Source organism: Brevibacterium sp. 91QC2O2 (genome assembly GCF_024580695.1).
In the GTDB taxonomy this organism is placed as follows: domain Bacteria; phylum Actinomycetota; class Actinomycetes; order Actinomycetales; family Brevibacteriaceae; genus Brevibacterium; species Brevibacterium moorei.
Window position 1 is genome coordinate 199,439 of record NZ_JANIJY010000003.1, and the last position, 18,799, is coordinate 218,237.

Consider the following 18,799-nt stretch of genomic DNA (forward strand, 5'->3'; position numbering starts at 1 on the left):
TGTGCCGTACGACCCACTTCACACTCACGCTGCTCAGCGCAAAGCGCGTTCAAACTCCTCAGACCACCGTCCCACCACAGCGTCCGGCATGAACCGATTCGAAGCAATGCCTGCCTGTTCACCCATGCGAATCCTCGCCGAGTCGTCGGAAATCATACGCCGCAACCCAGCCACCAGGCCCAAAACCGAGCCCCGCGGTGTAACGATACCCGAACGGCCATCATCGATTAGAGTACGTATGCCAGGACAGCAGTCGACAGCCACAGTCGGCACGCCTTTACGCGCAGCCTCAACGATGCTGAATGGTAAACCCTCACTATCACTCGACACCACATTAACCGCCGAATTAGCCAAAACATCACCTGGGCTATCAGTGCGGCCCATGAGCCGTACGCACGACTGCAACCCGTACTCGTCTATTCGTGCACGTAACGTTTCACGCTCTGGGCCGTCCCCCCAAAGCTCGACACACCAATCCGGAAATTCACGAGACAATACAGACCACGCGGCTACCAGCCTGTCCAGTCTTTTGATCTCTGCATACCTCGCCAAAGCAACAATGGTCTTTGACGACCTATCAGCAGTACCAAACTGCATACTCACTGGATTAGGAATAGAGGTTACAGCGGGGATTCCGTCCTCTAGAAACAGTCGTGCATCCTCATCGGTAAGTGCAGCGAATTTGTCAGCCTCAGCGAAAGCCTTACGGATGCGCGGAACATATCCTCCAGCCTGAGCTTGCTCATGCGATGCATGGTGTTGACCAAAGACTATAGGTCCCATGCGATCTGCTGGGTGAAATCCAGCATCGACAAGGTTCTCCATCGCCCACACCTGTGCCACAATCACAGCCGTAGAGCGGTCGAAAGCGTCGATGAACGGCCGGGCATTACGTCCAGCAGCAGCCCTGACGCTCAAATACTTGCGCAACTTCTTCTTATATCTTGGGTCATCATTCCCCAAAACATAATTCTCAGATTTTGGCTTACCGGGGTTAGGTTCATCATACATAGTGTGATGCTCAAGACCACCGAAATTACCATGCTGCGAGACACGATCGAACCCCAGCAGCTGCACATCATAGCCAGAGTCTTGAAACGCTTCTCCCATGACCCGCATATATGTACCTACGCCACCAAGCTCACCAACGTTATTCGCAACCAGAACAATTCGTCGGATACCGTTACCAGAAACCATCACTCACCAACCTTTGCAAGCAGGTAATCTACAGCGCGCCTCGATGCCAGACCGTCATCATTACCGCAATACCGTGAGACGAATCTTTCATACGCCTCACCTACTTCCATACCTCCGGCGAGAGACTCTTCTACCGACTCCAGCAGGCTATCAAAAGACTTAACAACTGGTCCAGGAGCTTCATCCTTCAACGAAAAGTAGGTTCCCCTCTCGACGCTCACATATGAATCATAATCATACGCGAAGAATATCATCGGCCTCTTTAAAAGCGCATAATCAAACATTACAGACGAATAATCAGTAATCAACAGATCCGACGCAAGGTAGAGGTCATTAACGTTGACATTGCGCGGTGCAGCCATGACGAACGGCGCCAGGGCCTTCGGTATTGGGAACCGGTCAAGGTAATGAGGGTGAACCACTAAATAGGTGTCGGTGCCCAGCCGGTCAGCCCAGTCCTTAAGACGGAAGACATCTCGCGGGCGTTCCATCGCCCCACCCCCAAACGACTGTCGAAATGTGGGCGCATATAAGACCACTTTCCTATCCCGAGGTAAGCCTAATTTATCTTTGTATTTTCCTCGGCTATTACCATCCTGAATCAGGATATCATTTCTCGGCGACCCGTTGCTCACCAAATCGCCGTGGTATGAATATCCTTTCACAAAGGTTTCACGAAAGTAGTCGCTTGGACAGATCAACGCATCCCATTCAGCGCCCCGCTCAACTAGTGATTCCCGCATCGGTCTACTGGCGAACTGGAACTCCGGGGAGTCGAGCCCCATCTTTTTTAATGGGGTTCCATGCCAGGTCTGTAGATATACCTGGCCTGCACGTTTGCGGAAAAAATTCGCTAGAGTCTGGTTGTCAATGATAATTTTTGCCGTTGCTGCACGTCGCAAATATTCGGGCGACCACCGACGGACACCAACGAATCCGTGAGGTAGATCCGGCGCAGTCTGACCAGAATACACCCAGTACACAGTGTACTTCGATGATCGCTTCATCAGTTCTTCCGCTACATACCGAGGGCTGTCCCAAGCACTCCGCCCGCTCATCGACTCACAAAGTACTGCGTCGTTATCTATCGGCAGATGGCGCATTACAGAGTATGCATATTCCAGCGAGTAGCGGTCGTTTCGTTTTTGCATACCCTCTTTAAATTGCATTGCACGACTACTAGACTTAGCTACAATACCGTCTAGCTTACCTCTTCTGCCGACAGCCTTAAGAAGTCGTATACCGAGGTGTTTATTTTCTGTAACATACGTTCGATACTTCCGACGCAATGCGTTGGGCACCTTACCGTGCTGCCAGATATTAAACTTGTACTTAGCCAGGCTTTTTGAAAGTCTGAGTGGAGACCTTATCTCGGTTTCTTCAAAGATAAAATGAATAGAGAAAATCCAACGCTGAGGACGTGATTTAGTGACATAATCCGGGACCACAATTTTTGCTGACCAGTCAACACCGCCGTCCGGCGATTCTTCATAATCATATATTGGGGTCTCGAATGTCTCATGTCCGTCCTTTAGTTTTCCTCGTAATATTGCCCGAGCACCAGTCAAGCAGCCGAGAAGGTCATCCGTGTGCCCTTTTAAGAGCAATGTCTCGCCATCGCTCTTTGCTATCTGTGTAACCACAGTCCGCGGTCTTACAGTCGACCTCGGCATTTCCAGGACGGGGTGGTCAGTAATATCCAGGAGATTAGCCCCGAGAGTTCCTGGAATTATGGTCACTCTATTGGTGCCACCTGGCTGCCAATAAGTACGTCCCTCAACTTCGACCTGACGCCCCGAAAGCATCCCCCGATCTCTGCTGAACAGAATAGCTTGGCGTATACCTTCCAAATCTCGGTTCAAAACCGATCCATAAATCCACCGCGCGAAGACATCGATTAAACCCCAGTCAGCTCGTTCAAAGGTCTCTAGCTTTGGAATAAGGATGTCGCAAAGCCCGTAGAGCCATTCGTCTGTAGAGTCATTGGCCAGGTTAAGGTAGAGCTTCGCGTCATGCCATAAAAACTTGTATTTTGATCTCTCGATGAGTGACTGCTTACCCGACGCCTGCAGTGCAGAGTCAACCATTTGCAGAGCTGAACGGCGGTCAATGACATTCTTCAAGGTGTCATTCTGAGCGGTAATAGATATGCGTTCATCTTCAGGATACACATACCAATAGTAAGTTGTACTGGGTACGATCGTGATCTTGTCGGCTTCGGCATATGCTCTTGCCGTGAATATAAGATCTTCAAAATGGACACCGTTTAGCAACCAATTATCATTGGCGACTGTAAATGCACGCTTATACAGCTTTCCGGCCGCGATTGAATCACTCAGAAGTTCCGGCATCTGCTCAGCATCTATCGCCTCGCGCAACTCGACAAATAGTTGGCTGTACCAAGCGGTGGTTCGGCCCGTCTTGACATGATAGCGTTCGGTCCTGCCTACCACTAAATCCGCGTCAGATGACTCGGCGTACTCGAGCATCGTTTTGCAAGCGTGCAGTTCCAGGACGTCGTCACCATCAAGGAAAGTGAAGTACTTGGAGCGGGACTCCTCAATACCTATATTTCTTGGTTCACCGGGTCCGCCTGAGTTCTTTTTAGTTCTCAGAATCCGTACTCGATTGTCCTTCTCGGCCAGTTCAACAGCTAATCGTAGCGTTTGATCGGTCGAATGGTCATCGACAATCAGGACCTCTAAGTTTCTCAGTGTTTGATTAAGGACCGATTCGACGGCGCGCATAAGATACGGACCGACGTTGTATGCAGCTATTACTACGCTTACTTGCGGAGACGGGGTACGTGCCTCCAGTCTTGACACTCTTTCAAGAAGGGCTTCTTCTTGTTTCGGCGTCATCTGGCCAGACGACTGCGGTTCGGCTCCCAAGATGGCGTTGGCTGCAGACATAGATTTACGTCACTCCTCGGTTACTTCCCAGTGTTTCTATATTCGCAGTCAGTCGGCCCTCAAGCCGTGACACGCGGACGCGTCTTGTTGATATCGGCAGAGAATCGCCTACTGCGGAAGGACGTGGTTGTTAGCGCGGCCTGATGATTCCTGGAATCACTTGCCCAGGTCGTTCTTGATCTGAGTCGTAGAGATCTCTGGTGTGCGGGGCAGGTAGATGACCTCGCACAGGTCCTGCAGATCATCGAACTTGCCTGCCCAGTCGTCACCCATGACGAAGGCGTCGATCTGGTAGTTCTTGATGTCCTCGCGCTTTTGCTCCCAGGTGTTCTCGGGGATCACCAGGTCTACATAGCGGATCGCCTCTAGCATGTGCTTGCGGTCTTCCCAGCTGAAGTACGATTTCTTGCCCTTGCCGGCGTTGAACTCGTCGGTCGACAGGGCCACTACCAGGTAGTCACCCTGCGCTTTGCAACGCTGCAGCAGGCGGATGTGCCCGTAGTGAAGGAGGTCGAACGTCCCGTAGGTGATAACACGGCGCATGGATCAGATCCTTTCAAGCCGGAGCCCAGGCAAGTCGTAGCCCAGGTTCGGCAACAGGTTGACAACTGGGTTAATGGTAGCTGACCGCTTGAGGCAGTACGTACCCGGTAGACTTGAGGGCGAAGTAGTAGGATCCAATCCTTACCCCAACTCTAAGGATGGTCAGGTGCCGAACCCGATCAAGTATGTAGCTAAGCAGGCCATGCGTTCGTCCGCTTGGAAGTTCACCAGCAGGTGGCTTCGCGGACAGCAGGACTACAGGGGCATCGGCGAACGCTTCAGGGGCGACTACATCAACGCGGAAGTCATGGTTTACTTCGGTGACACCGTATCCAAGACCTATCAGTTGGTGCAATGGCTGCCTGTCCTCGAGGAACTGCACAAACAGCACCGTGTGGCCCTTATGTTCCGCCGGCCCAGTGCTGCCGATACGATCGCCGGACTGACGCGGCTACCCATAGTGTTCAAGCGGCGCTTTCAGCCGATGATGGACTTCATCCATGCTTCCGATTTCAGGTTGGCGATCTATGTCAACAACGGCGTGATGAACTTCCAGCCGTTGGGTTATGCTCCGATGGTCCACGTGCACGTCAACCACGGGGAGAGCGACAAGATCTCTATGGTCTCCAATCAGGCCAAAGCCTATGATCGTGTATTCGTCGCAGGCCAGGCTGCTGTCGACCGACACCATCGCGCACTCTTCGACTTCGACTACGCCAAGCTCGTCCCGGTCGGCAGGCCACAACTGGATATTCCACATACCAGCGATCTGCCGGACAGTGATCTGCGCACCGTCATGTATGCCCCCACTTGGGAGGGTGAGAACGAGGCGAATAACTACACCTCAGTCGACGTCTTCGGACCTCAGATCGTCAAGGCTGTGCTGGAACAACCCGGCGTTCGGATGATCTACAAACCGCATCCCAGAGTGGAGAACAGCAAGTGCGATGCCGTGAGCAACGCCAACGCTCAGATCCTCGCTCTCATCGAACAGGCCAATCGTGCCGGTGGAGAACACCTGGTCGCGATGCAGGGCGACATCCTCGGAATGTTCAACGATGTCAGCTTGATGATCACGGACATTTCCAGCGTCGGACTGGACTTCCTGTACCTGAAGCCTGGCACTCCCCTGCTGATCACCGATCGCCGCAACGACCGCGCACAGCTCAACGACGAATCACCCATCACCCGGGCTACGCCAATCATCGACGATGATTCCGTCGCAGATGTCGCCGATATGATCTGCAGGGCACTGGACCATGACGAAGCCAAGTCACAGCGCGAGCGGATGCGCAGCTACTACTTTGGCGACGGTCCGCTAGGGAATTCCATGTCCGCCTTCCTCAGCGCCGTTGACACTCTCATCAGCCAGCGCAACACCGATATCGACACGCACGGGCTGCCGCGTTCGGGCGATGGTGCGGAAGCCGATCAAGGCGATGATACAGACGAAAATTGACTGCCAGCGCCGCTTTTCGCGAACGCAAACGGCGTCTGAACTATCTAGGATTGTGTGATGTTCGTATTTAACGTATCTAGCAAGATCAAGAAGGAGGCTTCGTGTCCCATGGTGTGATCTCGCGGCACAGCCCGCGGGTCGTACGAAAGGCCTCCCGTTCGATCAGGCGCCTGGCCGAACGCACGTTCCTGCGCAAACGGGATACCGAATACGTCGCCGATGGACACATCGACGTTCTCATCAACTTCCCCGATCGCAGAATCAACCTGTACCAGATCAGACAATGGTACGGGCCCTTGGAGTGGCTATCCCAGCACTATTCCGTCGCCATCTTCTGCTACAACCCGATGACTGCCAAAGTCATTCGTGAGGAAACCTCCCTCCGGGTTCTGCTGACTCCCACGTTCTCAGACATCAGTGAAGTGGCAACCAGCATCCGCCCGGATGTCGTCCTCTATCCCAATCAGAATTACCAGAACTATCGCATCCTGGGCTACAACGACGCCGTTCATGCATTCATCTGCCACGGTGAGAGCGACAAGATCTACATGGCATCGAACTGGCTCAAGGGGTTCGACTATTTTCTCATCGCCGGCGAGGCATCCCGCCAGCGCCTGTCGCATCACCTGCTGAACTATGACGTGGACACCCGGACGCTGCCCATTGGCAGGCCTCAGATCGATATTCCAGCAGAACCGTTCATCGACAAGGACCCGAACCGAATTACCGTGCTCTACGCGCCCACGTGGGAAGGCGGACGGACTTCTATGTCCTATGGCTCAGTCCTGAGCCATGGTGAGCAGATCATCGACGCGCTACTGTCGGACAGTCGTTTCCGCATCATCTATCGACCCCACCCTCGCACCGGCGTCAGGTCCGGCGAAGAGCGCCGTGCCAACCGTGATATCAAGCAACGCTTGTACGACATCATCGAGGCGGACCCTGATTCCGGCCACCTGGTCGACACGACTCCCTTCGGCTGGCAACTGGACGTAGCCGACGTCATGATCACAGACATATCGGCCGTTGCCTACGACTGGCTTACCACTGCGAAACCGCTCATCATGACCAGGCCCGTGGAGCCCACGGTACCGGTAGCCGAAGACGGCCTGGTGGGTTCGCTGGATCTTCTGCCGGCCGATCAGGCCAGCAATATCGTGTCTCTAATCGACGAACAACTGACCGATGAGACACAACAGGTCAAACGACAGGAACTCGCCGACTATTACTACGGCGATCGCGCCCCCGGAAAGTCCCTGAACCGGTTCCTGGCTGCGATCACTCACATGGTGGAGCAGTCCCGCACCTGGAAGAGCACACACGCGCCACAAGCCGAAGACTCATTCGCACCGCCCGCCACTCTGGGGAGCACCGCCAGAAACTTCAACACCACGCTGGCCCGGCAATTCCGCCGGGCCCCCCGCAGGGACGCCGCCCGGCAGGCCGTCAATGCCAGCCTCTACCAGCGTCACGCACAGGTCGTGTTCAGTGTCATGGGTAATTTGGAGGAAGCCCTTTACTCCTTCGCTTGGCTGCCCGCCTTGGAACAGCTGGACCTCAAACGTCCCACGGCCGTCGTCTGCGGCGATTTCAAGGTCTATCAGAAGATGCGAGAGACCACTGGCCTACGTGTCTTCTACGTCGCCAATACGGTCAAAGCCGAACAGGTCATGGATTCTCTGGACCCTCTACTGACTCTGCACGCAACGCAGACCCGGCTGACTCTACGGGAGACCACCTACCGGTCGACCCTTCACGCCTACCTTGCCGATTCCGAATCCCAACAGTGGATCAACAATCGCCTACGAGACTTCGATGCACTCATCGTGGGTAGCCCCGAACAGGAGTCGAGGATCCGCACGGAGCTCCGACCACTGGCTGCACAGACGCGGTTGTACCGTCTAGAACCTGACGAAGACCATTCCAGGCAGCTGCACCGCACCATCGCAGAATTAGTCGGCCTTGCCAAAGCCGAACGTGCCAAACGCGAGCAGCGCAGGGCCCACTGACAATCAACGAACGATATCCGGCCGGATCCTTAAGAATAGCCCAGATCGGCGTTCCGTTGACCGATCACAGTTAGCACTGCGTCCTCGAAACGACGCTGCTGGGCACCTGCTGTTGTGTCACCGAAGTACCACTGCGAAACTTCAGTCCACTGACTGACGTTCTCAGAACCGGGTCTGGCTGTAGCCGCATCGGCGATGGCCCCGATCAAGGCCGTCACCTGGTCGGCTCTGAAGCTCGGCACCTGTTCAAGCAGGCCGCCCGGCAAGATCTCTGCCCGTGGATTCGATGGTTTCACCATGAACAAGGGCTTGGTGGTTGGCAACCAGTCATATGCGATTGAAGAGACCTCTGCCACACATACGTCTGCGGCATGGAACTGCCAATCCGCATGAGGTCCTTTGTCCACCATGGACCCCGGCGCTGCTGACAGCAATTCCTCAATATCCCTATCGGCCTTGGCGAAGACCGAACTTATACTTCCTGCGCGCGGGTGCGGTCGATAGAGGACGTCGAGGCCCTGGTTCAGAAGCCGTTTTGCTAATGGAATCCCGTACTCGGGCACACCAGAATAGGCCATGGCACTGGACTCGCCTTCCCACGTCGGTGCGAAGAAGACCACGGGATTCCGGCGCCCAGTCCGCATTTTCGTCCATGCCTCCGGCACGCTGTAGGGTGCGTCCAGTTGTGGCCGCCCTACGTCGATCATCCGTTCCTCGCCGAAGTTAATCAACGTCTTCCGCAACCGGCTACGTGCCGCAGGACCGGCAGTAAAGACATAGTCGTACGCCTTGAGTTGGTTCGAGATCATTGAGATCTTCTCGCTCTCACCATGGCTCAGGTGCACATGCGCCGGACGAGCAAACCGCAGCGACTGGAAGTTCTGTGTGGCTTGGTTCGGGTACAGGACAACACGTAGGCTCGGGCTTCCCAGAAAGAACCCTTCAAGGTCCCCCACCGATTTTCGAAGATATATCGGCAAGTCAGTTAGACCGTGAAGCAGACTGGCGTTGCTAGCAGAACGGACAAGAATAACAACAGGCGCTTCCTCATGCAGTTCCATACGCAAGCGGTCACGCAACTGCTCCAAGGACCAAACCCATTGCTGGGCCTGATAGATGTTGCGAGCTTCACCCGCGAAATAGAACACCACGACGGAATCAGTACCGGTACCGGCGCCCGTCCCCACGGGAAGAGATCGCTCCGCACACGCTTCTACTATTGACCGCCCTATGGCATGTGACCCACGTAGCAATACCCGACGTATACTACTAGCAAGGAATTTGCTCATGACCAATGACTCTACCGATTTTTCCTGTGTGACAGAAGTACCTGGTCTGTATTGATCGTCAGCCCGTCACACACCCCATTTACAATACAGCTCGCCACGAGACCTATCACAGAATCACGACACCGACCGTTCCTACTAGCGACCATTACGGGTCAGCTTCCTTAGGCCCCGCCCTAATTTTGACATCACGTTTTTTTCATTCGCTTCAGAGCTTTTGACATTCAAACTAAGATTATGCCACTTCGTTGAGTAGTATTCCATCTGACATGCTCCATTGATAGACTTTAAGAATCCTTCAGACGGAGATGATACCCGAACCTCAGCCGAAACCGCTTCTTCGCCGGCTCCACTGCGGAGGTCAGCAAAGAAGTCATAAATTGTTGAAGAATCAGTTTTGGGCAAGACATCATCAGGAACTTCCACAATTCTATTGCGATAACTATCCAAAGACGCAGGGACTCGAGCCACGATTCGACCTTCCGATCTATCCTTTATAATCAAATCAATTGAACTAAGGCAATCAGCAATAGAATCAGCAAGTATAAAAACTAGGCTGGTCCTGTCCTTATGACGGACCGGGGCAGCAGAGATTCTCGCATCAGCAAGCCGACTCCACTGAATTAGATCACTTGCGCTGCCAGCCATGGCAAGCTCCACTTGACTGCGCGAAGTTTTATCTAGCGCACCCAACCTCTCTGGGGCGGACAGAAATCTATGAATGAATCCGCGCTGGGCAACCATCCATTCATCCAAGTATTCCTGGGTAGACTTGCGAACCTTTTGGGGCTGAGTTCCTGAAAGAACCTTTCGTTTCGTAAGTTCTGCAATTATTAGATCAACCAGTCCCGAGTCAGCACATAGCGATTCGACATTTTCACAGATTTCCCAAACAGAATTGATATACTCACTGGGCACAATCCTTCTGCGGGAAAGATGATCACCCGACTCATGATGAATGAGACGATAATATATTTGATCAGCTACAATTGAGACCCTCGATGCGAGCAGGTAAGCCCGGGAAAGAAAAATACCGTCCTCCAGCCGAACCTTACCCTCTGGGAATCTTATATTATTCCTGCTTAAGAAGTCTCTATTAAATAGCTTTTGTGGAGTAAGTGTCGTGAACGCGGTGACAAGGTTGGCATCAACCTGCGTCGTTTTATAACGCCACTGCGCATAGGCGCGCCCTGCAGATGCAACCATCTTGGGAATTACAACTTCAGATCCGTGGTTGTCAGCAAAATCAACCAATCTACTCAGAGAATTATGGTCTCCTAATTCATCGTCAGGATCCGCAAAGAATACATATCGTCCCACTGCATGGCTAAGACCAAGGTTGCGTGGCTTCCCTGCCCAACCAGAGTTTTCTTGATGATAGGCTTTTACATTTTCCATACGAGCAGCCATGCTGTCGACGAATTCCGGGGTCTGGTCGGTAGACCCATCATCGACCAAAATCAATTCCCAGCTGCATCCAACCTGACTTACAACAGTCTCCGAAAATCGTTCAATCCATTCTGCACAGTTGTAGCATGGAACTATTACAGAAACGTCCACTTGAGATTCTTTAGCCAAGAATTTTATCCCTACACTTATAAGTGATATTTGATTATTACAGCGTCAATACGAAATATTTCACCGCTTCAGCAATCAGACAAACTGTCAGACTAGCTGTTTCCGGTTCTGTACGTTACCAGATTTCCGGGTGTTGCAAGGTGGTTCACACGATTCGACCCGATACTGTATCTCTCCTTCAGCCGCGGAGCTGAAGAATTGTCGACAATCATACGAGAAAGTTTCGTCGACTCACCTTGTGAACCCGTTCATTATACCATGTTTCAAGCTCGCATTTCCGTTCTGGGTCCTGTACAACTCGTATCGACCGATTTCGAGGTCATCGTCTCGGTCGAGGCCGCCCACCCTGACCCTGTTCACTTCTCCCCCGCCGAACAGGTCAACGAACAGGTCGAGCACCCCGGGCCGGATACCGGCCAGGCGTTCCAACTGCACCCGGCAGACGAGCTGAGAGCCCAGCACCAGTCCTCGCTGGCGACCGAATATCGTTGGCTTACCCCTGTGCTGCCAGACCAGCAGTGCGTCGCCGACATAACCGGCAGCGGTGTCTAGATGCACCCTGAACTCGAGAGCATTCTCGGCCAGGAATAAACCGGTCAGTTTGGCGGTCACCGCTTGACGCTTTCCACGCGGTTTTTTCGGTCCGAACTCCCGCATGGTCCGACCCCACAGTTCGACGTTGGGCCGTTCGTAGAATTCCGCGACACGTGTGCGGGCTGCCCGGCGCATAGCACGTAGCTCTTCCGTGCTCAGCTCGGAGACTCAGCGGATCGCAGCGGCTAGAGCGTCGATGTCACCGGCCGGAACCAGGAACCCATCGCGCCCGTCCGTGATGATGTCGGCCGGACCGTATTTGAAGTCGTAGGCTATCGGGATGCAGCCGGCGGACATCGCCTCCGACACGACCAGGCCCTGCCCCTCAAACCTGCTGGCCAGGACCAGGAAGCTCGCGTCCTGCAGGAACCTCTTCGCGTGGTCCACGTGCCCGTGCAAGGTGACACGATCACGCACGCCCAGATCATCGATCAATCCCATGATCCCGTTCCGCTCCGGTCCCTCACCGTATACGTCGAGATGCACGGAAGAATCAGACGGGCACTGTGCCAAAGCTCGAACTACGTGGTCGACGCGCTTCTCCGGTGAAAGCCTGGCGATAATTGCCCCGTGGCTGGGATCCCGTGGAGTATCCGGATCTCCATGGGTGTCGTGGGCGAAGTTGGGAACCGTGCGAATGGCACCGGCGCTGACCTGCGATTCCAGCATGTCGGTTCGTTGTCGGTCGGTCAGGGTTACGGCGAAATCGAAGAAGTCCAGGTGGCTGACGATCTCGAGCTTCCCCTTGTTGAGCCGCCCGAATATGCTTCCGGCGGGATCGGTAAAGTACGGCGTGTGCATGACCTGACAGGTGACCACATTGTCCCTGCGGTAGTCATAGACGAACGAGCCCGCGAACTTCGAATCGGAGATGAGATATGCCTGTCGGCCGGCGATCACCGCGTCGAGCCAGGCCTGGTAGAAGGAGTGTATCGATTTCCACCGCCCGATAGGCGCGCCCCGGCTGTCGTAGAGGGTGATCCGCCTGGCGTCCTTGCGTTTGGCCCCCGGCACCGGACGTTCGGTGACCAGCAGCCCGCCTTCCGGCCGGTAATGGTCGACCTGCCAACCGCCTTCTGCCTTCGCGCGGACCCGCTGCCTGCCCGCAGGACGTTCCAAGAGTTCGTCCGGGTCGATCAGCGCACCCGGATTGCCTGAGCGTAGGCCACGGAGCTGTTCGTCGGACCACGTCCGCAGGTCCTGCCACAGGTTCCTCAAGTGGGCATCGGCACCAAGTCTGCCGGAGTCTCTCAGTTCGGCTTCTTTGGCCTGGACGTCCAGGTCCGGCGACAGTGTGAGGATCGTGACCAGGCGGTCGTCCAGCGCAGAAAAGGATGTGCTGCGCTGGAGGACGACTGTCGTCATTCCGCCGTACGTCTTCCCGATACTCCAGATCAGACTGTAGTGGTCGCCCGGCGGCAGCAGCCCGTTTCCCGCCGGACCGGCAGGGGCGCCGGGTCGTTTGTCCGTCCCTGCCGTGCTGAGACGGACAAGGTCTTCCTAACGCCGCGCTCAACCTTGCGCGCGATGCGTTTCATGAATCCCACATGTGAAGGCCGCCTTGAGGGTAAGGGAACTATGTGATGTACGTACCATGGTCACATTACAGTCCTCGCTGCACCGTTTTACGAAAGAATCCTCACAGCCCTCTGAATACACCTGTGACTTGCAACTCGTTATCGAGGAGTTGACCGGCCCCAGCAGCTCACCGCACAACGGTTGAATGCCGCAGAGCCGCCCCACCCACCGCGCTGACCTGGCACAATGGGATGTGGCAGACGCAACACGACGACGAAGGAGACACAGTGGAGTTCCGCTATCTGGGCAATTCCGGTTTGAAGATCTCGGAGATCACCTACGGCAACTGGCTCACCCATGGTTCGCAGGTGGAGAACGAAACCGCAGCACGCACCATCCACGCCGCGCTGGACGCCGGCATCACGACCTTCGACACGGCCGATGTCTACGCCAACACCAAGGCCGAATCCGTGCTGGGCGAGGCGCTGAAGGACCAGCGCCGCGAATCCTTGGAGATCTTCACCAAGGTCTACAACCCGACCGGACCCAAGGGCCACAACGATTGCGGCCTGTCCCGCAAGCACATGATGGAGTCGATCAACGCCTCCCTGACCCGCCTGCAGACCGACTACGTCGATCTCTACCAGGCCCACCGCTACGATTACGAGACCCCGCTGGAAGAAACGATGCAGGCCTTCGCCGACATCGTGCACTCCGGCAAGGCCCTCTACATCGGGGTCAGCGAATGGACGGCCGACCAGATCCGCCGCGGCCACGCCCTGGCCCGGGAACTGGGCATCCAGCTGATCTCATCCCAGCCGCAGTACAACATGCTGTGGCGAGTCATCGAAGGCGAAGTCGTCCCGACCTGCAAGGAACTGGGGATCAGCCAGATCGTCTGGTCGCCCATCGCCCAGGGCGTGCTCACCGGCAAGTACAAGCCGGGTCAGCCGCTGCCGGCCGGCACCCGCGCCACCGACGAACACGGCGGCAACAACGCGATCAAACGCTATCTGGACGAGGAGACCCTAGCCGGCGTCGCCAAGCTGGAACCCATCGCGAAGGACCTGGGCCTGACCATGGCGCAACTGGCGATCGCCTGGGTGCTCAGCAATGACAATGTCGCCGCCGCCCTGGTGGGCGCCTCGCGACCCGAACAGATCCAGGCCAATGCCGAGGCCTCGGGCGTGAAGCTCAGCGCCGACGTTCTGGCCGAAATCGACAAGGCCGTGGGCCACCTGGCGAAGACGGATCCCCTGCTGACCTTCAAGTCCAGCCCCAAGACCCGTCCGGCCTGAGTCCATCGAGCATTTGGTCAGGCACAGGAAATAACACCCGGGAACATCCCATCTGCCCTCAGCGTTAGTCAGGCAGATGGGATGTTCCCATATACTCCTCGTGGGGCTCGCATAGAATTGGGCAGAGATACCCTCGACCCGCATTCGAAAGGCGGTGACGACAATGACACGTGCAACCTCTGTTCTCGCATACATCAAGGCACGCCTGCCTGCGGTGCAGAAAACCAAGGCATTCAAGCTCTTGTACTATGCGGAGGCTTGGAACTTGACGTGGACAGGCCGGCCGCTTTTCGATGAACCCATCGAAGCGTGGCAGTTCGGCCCAGTCGAACGCTCCTCTTATCAGGCGTTCGATACCACACCGCCTAATCTCGATGGCTTGACCCCGGAGCAGGCTTCTATCGTCGATGCCGTCTTGGCATATTACGGGTCGAAGTCACGCCAGGATCTAGTCGATCTCAGCCACTCTGAGACGCCCTGGCGTTCAGCCTTCTACTCTCGGGATGGTGGTCATGAGAATGGCAAGACGATCGACGCAGGAGCGATGATTAGAGAGTACTCAAGCCAGTCGGTGCGCGGCGTAGGCCCGACAAAGCCCGCTCTACCAGGCGAACCGGCTGACCAGACTGCTGTCGATGACATAGCCAGAGCAGCCATACAGAAGTGGGCAGGAGCCCTGAACCTCCTCGCCCAACGATGACGAGTTACTTATCGGTGGCCCAGGTCATCGGCCTGCACGATACGCTCCAGAGCGCCCCGGTTATGAACCGGGGCGCTCTGGAGTCAGCAGTCGCTCAGCCGCAAGCCGGATTCGGGGAGACAGAGTTCTACCCAAGCACGTTGGAAAAAGCAGCCGTACTGCTACGCGGCGTGGCCAATGCCCATGCCTTCGTCGACGGTAACAAGCGCACAGCTTGGGTCACTACCGTGATCTTTCTTCAGCTGAACGGAATCTTGGTCATGGGCCCGACGGACACCCAGGTCGCAGATTTCGTTGATCTGACGGTTGTGCAGGGCAACGCCTCGGTCGGCGAAATCGTCGATTGGCTGCTTGCATATTGCGTTAGAACATAGCCTCAGTGCCGCGGGGCACCCGGCTCGCCGCGGGAGTCGGAGGCTGCGGTGACCTCGGCGAATCCGCGTTTGAGGGTACTGCGCAGCCGGCGCCGCAGCGGCCGCTCGACCCACCGTTCCACGATGATGGCCAGCGCCACGCACACGGCCGTGGCCACGGCTACGACCAGCCATTTGTTCAGCGTCGGGCTCAGCGTCCTGATCACGGTCCAGCCCCAGTACTGATGGAACAGGTAGAGCGGATAGGTCAGCGCACCCGCATAGGTCATCCAGCCCCATCCCTTGTGCCGCAGGGGTGTCACCGTGACCAATGCGACCAGGGCGAAGCACAGGATGACAAGGGCGGCACAGACGGTGTCCGACATGTCCCGGCCCACGTACTTCTGCACCATCGGGTGGAAGTTCACCGCGATCGTCTGTGGCACGGCGAAGCACACGGAGTAGACCACCAGTAGCCAGCGGAGCAGCGAATGCCCGTACTGGTGGATGAGGAACAGCGCCATCCCACCGGTGAACAGTCCGGCGTAACCCGGCTGCAGCAGTTCGACGACCAATCCCGCGTCCCCCTGCTGGGCCATGGCCCCCACAAGCGGCCAGACGATGATGAATGCCATAATCCGCGTCTGCGTCATCCCCACGACCAAGAAGATCGCGATCATCACATAGAACAGCAGCTCGATCCACAGGGTCCAGTAGACACCGTCGACGTCCTTCTGCCCCAGGGCGTTCTGCATCATCGTCAGGTTCGCCAGTGTCTTGACCGCCGAGGGGTTCTTGAAGACTTCGGGAGCCAGCAGCGGCCCCAGCAACGACCCCAGGAGCACCGACACCCAGTAGGCGGGATAGAGCCGGGAGATCCGCCCGGCGATGAAGCTCTGGACGCTGCGGCCCTGGGCCGACATCAGGATGACGAAGCCGGAGATGATGAAGAACAGCTGCACGCCCAGCGCGCCGTAGGCCGTCACATGGGACAGGGCGCCGAATGTCTGTTCTGTGCTGGCCTGCCAGTTCTTGTGGTTGCGGCCGGTGTAGTGATAGGCCAGAACGGATGCCGCGGCGCACAGGCGCAGCAGGTCGAGCAGGTAGAAGCGCGGCGGTGCTGCGGCTGGTGAGGACAAGCTGCCTTCCTGTGCTGATCGGGGTGATTCGCATACGGAACCACTCCTCACGCTAGCAGGTCGCCTTAGCTCCACCGGTGGAGGGAATATTCAGCGGCCTCACACGTTGCAACTACTGTAAGTTTTAACTATCTGGAAAGAAGCAACGATCATGGGGTTCTTCACCGGTGAGAAGTCACCGGGAATGATCGACTGGGCCACGATGCCCACGTACAACACCATCATGTCGACCGCAGCCGGCGTTGGACTGCTGCTGACGGTATGGTTCTTCATCGAATTGCGCCGGGCGTCCAAGCAGCCCGTCGCCCAACCCGACGCTGACCCGACCCTGGGATCCGAGACCCGGCATCTGAACACCACGGGCTGGGCCCTGGCGTTCCTGATCCCCGGGGCGATCCTGTTCATCATGGGCCTGCACATGGCATTGACCTGGCCGCTGGCCGCAGGCGGGTTCCCGTTCGACAATGTGATCTTCGGCGAGCCCAGCATCGCCTTCGGCGCACTGTTGATCGCCGCTGCCGTGTTCCTGTTCCGCCGCGGTGCACGTCTGAACACCGTTGCGAACCCGCTGCGCTACGCCGCGCAGACGGCCCGGCCCGTGTCCCTGTTCATCGCGGCGATCGGGCTGGCACTGATTGCGATCGCCTTCGCCGGAGTGACGTTCCAGCTGTTCGCCGCTCCCCCGCAGGAGCCGATCAGCGGTAACTTCGCCGCCTGGCCGTGGCTGGAGGCGAGCTTCATCTCGCTGGTCTACGCACTGATCGGCATCGGGGCGATCCTGTTCCCCTTCTCCGTCACCAAGGTCGCCAGGGCCGAGGACGCGGCTGCAGCATCGGGCGCGCTGTTGAAGTGGAACGGCGTCCTGTGGATCATCCCGGGGATCGTCTGGGTGCTGTTCGGCGCCCTGAACTTCTACACGCACATCGGTCTGATCGTCAACACGATGTGAGTGCGGGCGGGCGCGTGATCGCCCGATCTATCCGCGGTAGCGCTGCGGCAGGTTGGGGATCACGAAGTCCCGGGTCAGCGGGGCGAATTGGCGTTCCGCGGTATCGGCCGGCAGGTTCTCGATGGAGAACCAGCCGGCCTCTTCTATCTCCTCATGCACATGGGGCTCGGCCACGTCGAGCCCCGCCGGCACCCCCTCGAAGGTGAACACGGTCCCCGTGACCGAATGCCCTGCCTCGTTCGCGGCGACCGTCGTCCAGGTGCCCAGTTCGGCCAGCCCCGGCACGTCGATGTCCAGCCGCAGTTCCTCGGAGATCTCCCGGACCACCGCATCACGGGCGGACTCACCGCCTTCCGGCTTGCCACCGGGCAGCATGAAGCTGGTGGTTCCGCGCTTGCGGACCATGAGCAGTTCGGCCCGCTGCGGGTGGCACAGGGCAAGAGCCGATACGACGATGTTCTTGGCGCCGGCCGTACTCGGGGCAGGGGTCGCAGGTGCGGTCACGGTCGCCTCGGCTGAAGAATCATTCACCGGGCCATCCTACGCGCCAGGCCGGGCACGGCGCGGGCGCTGCCGCCGGCTCCTGGGACGGCGTGGCTTGTTCAGCCAGCCGGCGAACAGCTTGGTCGTGAACAGCGGCAGCACGAAGTAGACCATGATCGGCATGACCAGCACGGTGGTCGCCAGGACCCGCAGGACCAGGGGCGTGGCTGCGGGCAGGAGCAGGCCGATGACGACATTGCCCAACAGACTCATCGGGAAGAAGCCCAAGAAGATCACGATCATCTGCTTCCAGCGCGGTGGGGCGGAATCGTCCGCCGCCTGTTCGTGGAAGGGCTTGGTGTCGAACCAGCCCTCGATCCCGGTGCGGCGCTCGGAGCGTTCGGACTGCACGTGGTCGGCCAGTTCGCTGGCCCAGGCGCGCCGCTGGGGCGAGGCCTCCCAGGACTTCAGCGTCCGGGTATCGGCGAAGCGGTAGAGCATATGCCAGATATGCGATTCGGAGTCATTGCGCACCCAGCCCGAACCCAGATAACCGGGCCAATACCGCAGCATCGCCTGGCCGCGGGAGACCCACTGTTCGACCTCGCCGGATGCTTCGGGGTCGACTTCACGGGTGATCTGCACTGTGATCGGCTGTTTCCGGCCGGTTTGGGAGCCCGCTTGTTTCCGGGGTTCGGACCGCATCCGGTCGATGGTCTGATTCCGCGGCTGCACGGGGGTCGTGGTCTGAGGATCGCTCATGCACCCATTATCCTCATCT

16 protein-coding genes are annotated in these 18,799 nt (G+C 57.1%); 6 read left to right on the forward strand and 10 right to left on the reverse strand.

Going from position 1 to position 18,799, the window contains the following annotated elements; genetic code table 11:
- Positions 1 to 33 precede the first annotated feature (33 nt).
- The 3 genes from NQ036_RS04380 to tagD all read right to left on the reverse strand — a co-directional run bounded on the left by NQ036_RS04380 (position 34) and on the right by tagD (position 4,652).
- Entirely contained in the window at positions 34 to 1,197 is a 1,164-nt protein-coding gene (locus tag NQ036_RS04380) for a glycosyltransferase (protein WP_257047124.1), read from the reverse strand.
- On the reverse strand, positions 1,197 to 4,109 hold the full coding sequence (locus tag NQ036_RS04385; protein WP_257057243.1) for a bifunctional glycosyltransferase family 2 protein/CDP-glycerol:glycerophosphate glycerophosphotransferase: 2,913 nt from the start codon (positions 4,107 to 4,109) through the stop codon (positions 1,197 to 1,199). Before NQ036_RS04385 ends, NQ036_RS04380 begins: the two co-directional genes overlap by 1 nt.
- Before the next feature lie 156 nt (positions 4,110 to 4,265).
- Entirely contained in the window at positions 4,266 to 4,652 is a 387-nt protein-coding gene (tagD, locus tag NQ036_RS04390; RefSeq protein ID WP_257046930.1) for a glycerol-3-phosphate cytidylyltransferase, read from the reverse strand.
- A 166-nt stretch (positions 4,653 to 4,818) separates the two neighbouring features.
- Here tagD and NQ036_RS04395 point away from each other — a divergent pair, with 166 nt between their 5' ends.
- Positions 4,819 to 6,111, forward strand: a complete 1,293-nt coding sequence (locus NQ036_RS04395) for a CDP-glycerol glycerophosphotransferase family protein (protein ID WP_257057244.1) — start codon at positions 4,819 to 4,821, stop codon at positions 6,109 to 6,111.
- 101 nt (positions 6,112 to 6,212) lie between these two features.
- Positions 6,213 to 8,120, forward strand: coding sequence for a CDP-glycerol glycerophosphotransferase family protein (locus NQ036_RS04400; RefSeq protein ID WP_257046928.1), 1,908 nt, complete (start codon positions 6,213 to 6,215; stop codon positions 8,118 to 8,120).
- Between the two features lie 29 nt (positions 8,121 to 8,149).
- Here the strand turns inward: NQ036_RS04400 and NQ036_RS04405 are convergent, their stop codons facing one another.
- From NQ036_RS04405 to NQ036_RS04420, 4 genes are all read right to left on the reverse strand, one after another.
- Positions 8,150 to 9,271: a CDP-glycerol glycerophosphotransferase family protein gene (locus NQ036_RS04405; RefSeq protein ID WP_257046927.1), complete on the reverse strand. Its 1,122-nt coding sequence runs from the start codon at positions 9,269 to 9,271 to the stop codon at positions 8,150 to 8,152.
- A 273-nt stretch (positions 9,272 to 9,544) separates the two neighbouring features.
- Complete coding sequence (locus tag NQ036_RS04410) at positions 9,545 to 10,984, reverse strand: glycosyltransferase family 2 protein (protein WP_257057246.1); 1,440 nt, start codon at positions 10,982 to 10,984, stop codon at positions 9,545 to 9,547.
- A gap of 231 nt (positions 10,985 to 11,215) precedes the next feature.
- Entirely contained in the window at positions 11,216 to 11,596 is a 381-nt protein-coding gene (locus NQ036_RS04415; protein ID WP_257057248.1) for a hypothetical protein, read from the reverse strand.
- Positions 11,597 to 11,746: 150 nt separating this feature from the next.
- Positions 11,747 to 12,943: a glycosyltransferase gene (locus NQ036_RS04420; RefSeq protein WP_257057249.1), complete on the reverse strand. Its 1,197-nt coding sequence runs from the start codon at positions 12,941 to 12,943 to the stop codon at positions 11,747 to 11,749.
- A gap of 440 nt (positions 12,944 to 13,383) precedes the next feature.
- Between NQ036_RS04420 and NQ036_RS04425 the strand changes: the two genes are divergently transcribed.
- From NQ036_RS04425 to NQ036_RS04435, 3 genes are all read left to right on the forward strand, one after another.
- Positions 13,384 to 14,394, forward strand: a complete 1,011-nt coding sequence (locus NQ036_RS04425) for an aldo/keto reductase family protein (RefSeq protein ID WP_257057250.1) — start codon at positions 13,384 to 13,386, stop codon at positions 14,392 to 14,394.
- Between the two features lie 163 nt (positions 14,395 to 14,557).
- On the forward strand, positions 14,558 to 15,094 hold the full coding sequence (locus NQ036_RS04430; protein WP_257057251.1) for a Panacea domain-containing protein: 537 nt from the start codon (positions 14,558 to 14,560) through the stop codon (positions 15,092 to 15,094).
- A gap of 14 nt (positions 15,095 to 15,108) precedes the next feature.
- On the forward strand, positions 15,109 to 15,468 hold the full coding sequence (locus NQ036_RS04435; protein WP_257057252.1) for a type II toxin-antitoxin system death-on-curing family toxin: 360 nt from the start codon (positions 15,109 to 15,111) through the stop codon (positions 15,466 to 15,468).
- Between the two features lie 2 nt (positions 15,469 to 15,470).
- On the opposite strand, the gene NQ036_RS04440 is transcribed toward NQ036_RS04435, so the two are convergent.
- Entirely contained in the window at positions 15,471 to 16,586 is a 1,116-nt protein-coding gene (locus NQ036_RS04440; protein WP_257057254.1) for an acyltransferase, read from the reverse strand.
- 151 nt (positions 16,587 to 16,737) lie between these two features.
- On the opposite strand from NQ036_RS04440, the gene NQ036_RS04445 reads away from it, so the two are divergent.
- On the forward strand, positions 16,738 to 17,535 hold the full coding sequence (locus tag NQ036_RS04445) for a DUF981 domain-containing protein (RefSeq protein WP_257057255.1): 798 nt from the start codon (positions 16,738 to 16,740) through the stop codon (positions 17,533 to 17,535).
- Positions 17,536 to 17,562: 27 nt separating this feature from the next.
- On the opposite strand, the gene NQ036_RS04450 is transcribed toward NQ036_RS04445, so the two are convergent.
- Both NQ036_RS04450 and NQ036_RS04455 read right to left on the reverse strand, forming a co-directional pair.
- Entirely contained in the window at positions 17,563 to 18,066 is a 504-nt protein-coding gene (locus tag NQ036_RS04450) for an NUDIX domain-containing protein (protein ID WP_257057257.1), read from the reverse strand.
- A 9-nt stretch (positions 18,067 to 18,075) separates the two neighbouring features.
- Positions 18,076 to 18,780: an antibiotic biosynthesis monooxygenase gene (locus NQ036_RS04455; RefSeq protein ID WP_257057259.1), complete on the reverse strand. Its 705-nt coding sequence runs from the start codon at positions 18,778 to 18,780 to the stop codon at positions 18,076 to 18,078.
- Between the last annotated feature and the right edge of the window lie 19 nt (positions 18,781 to 18,799).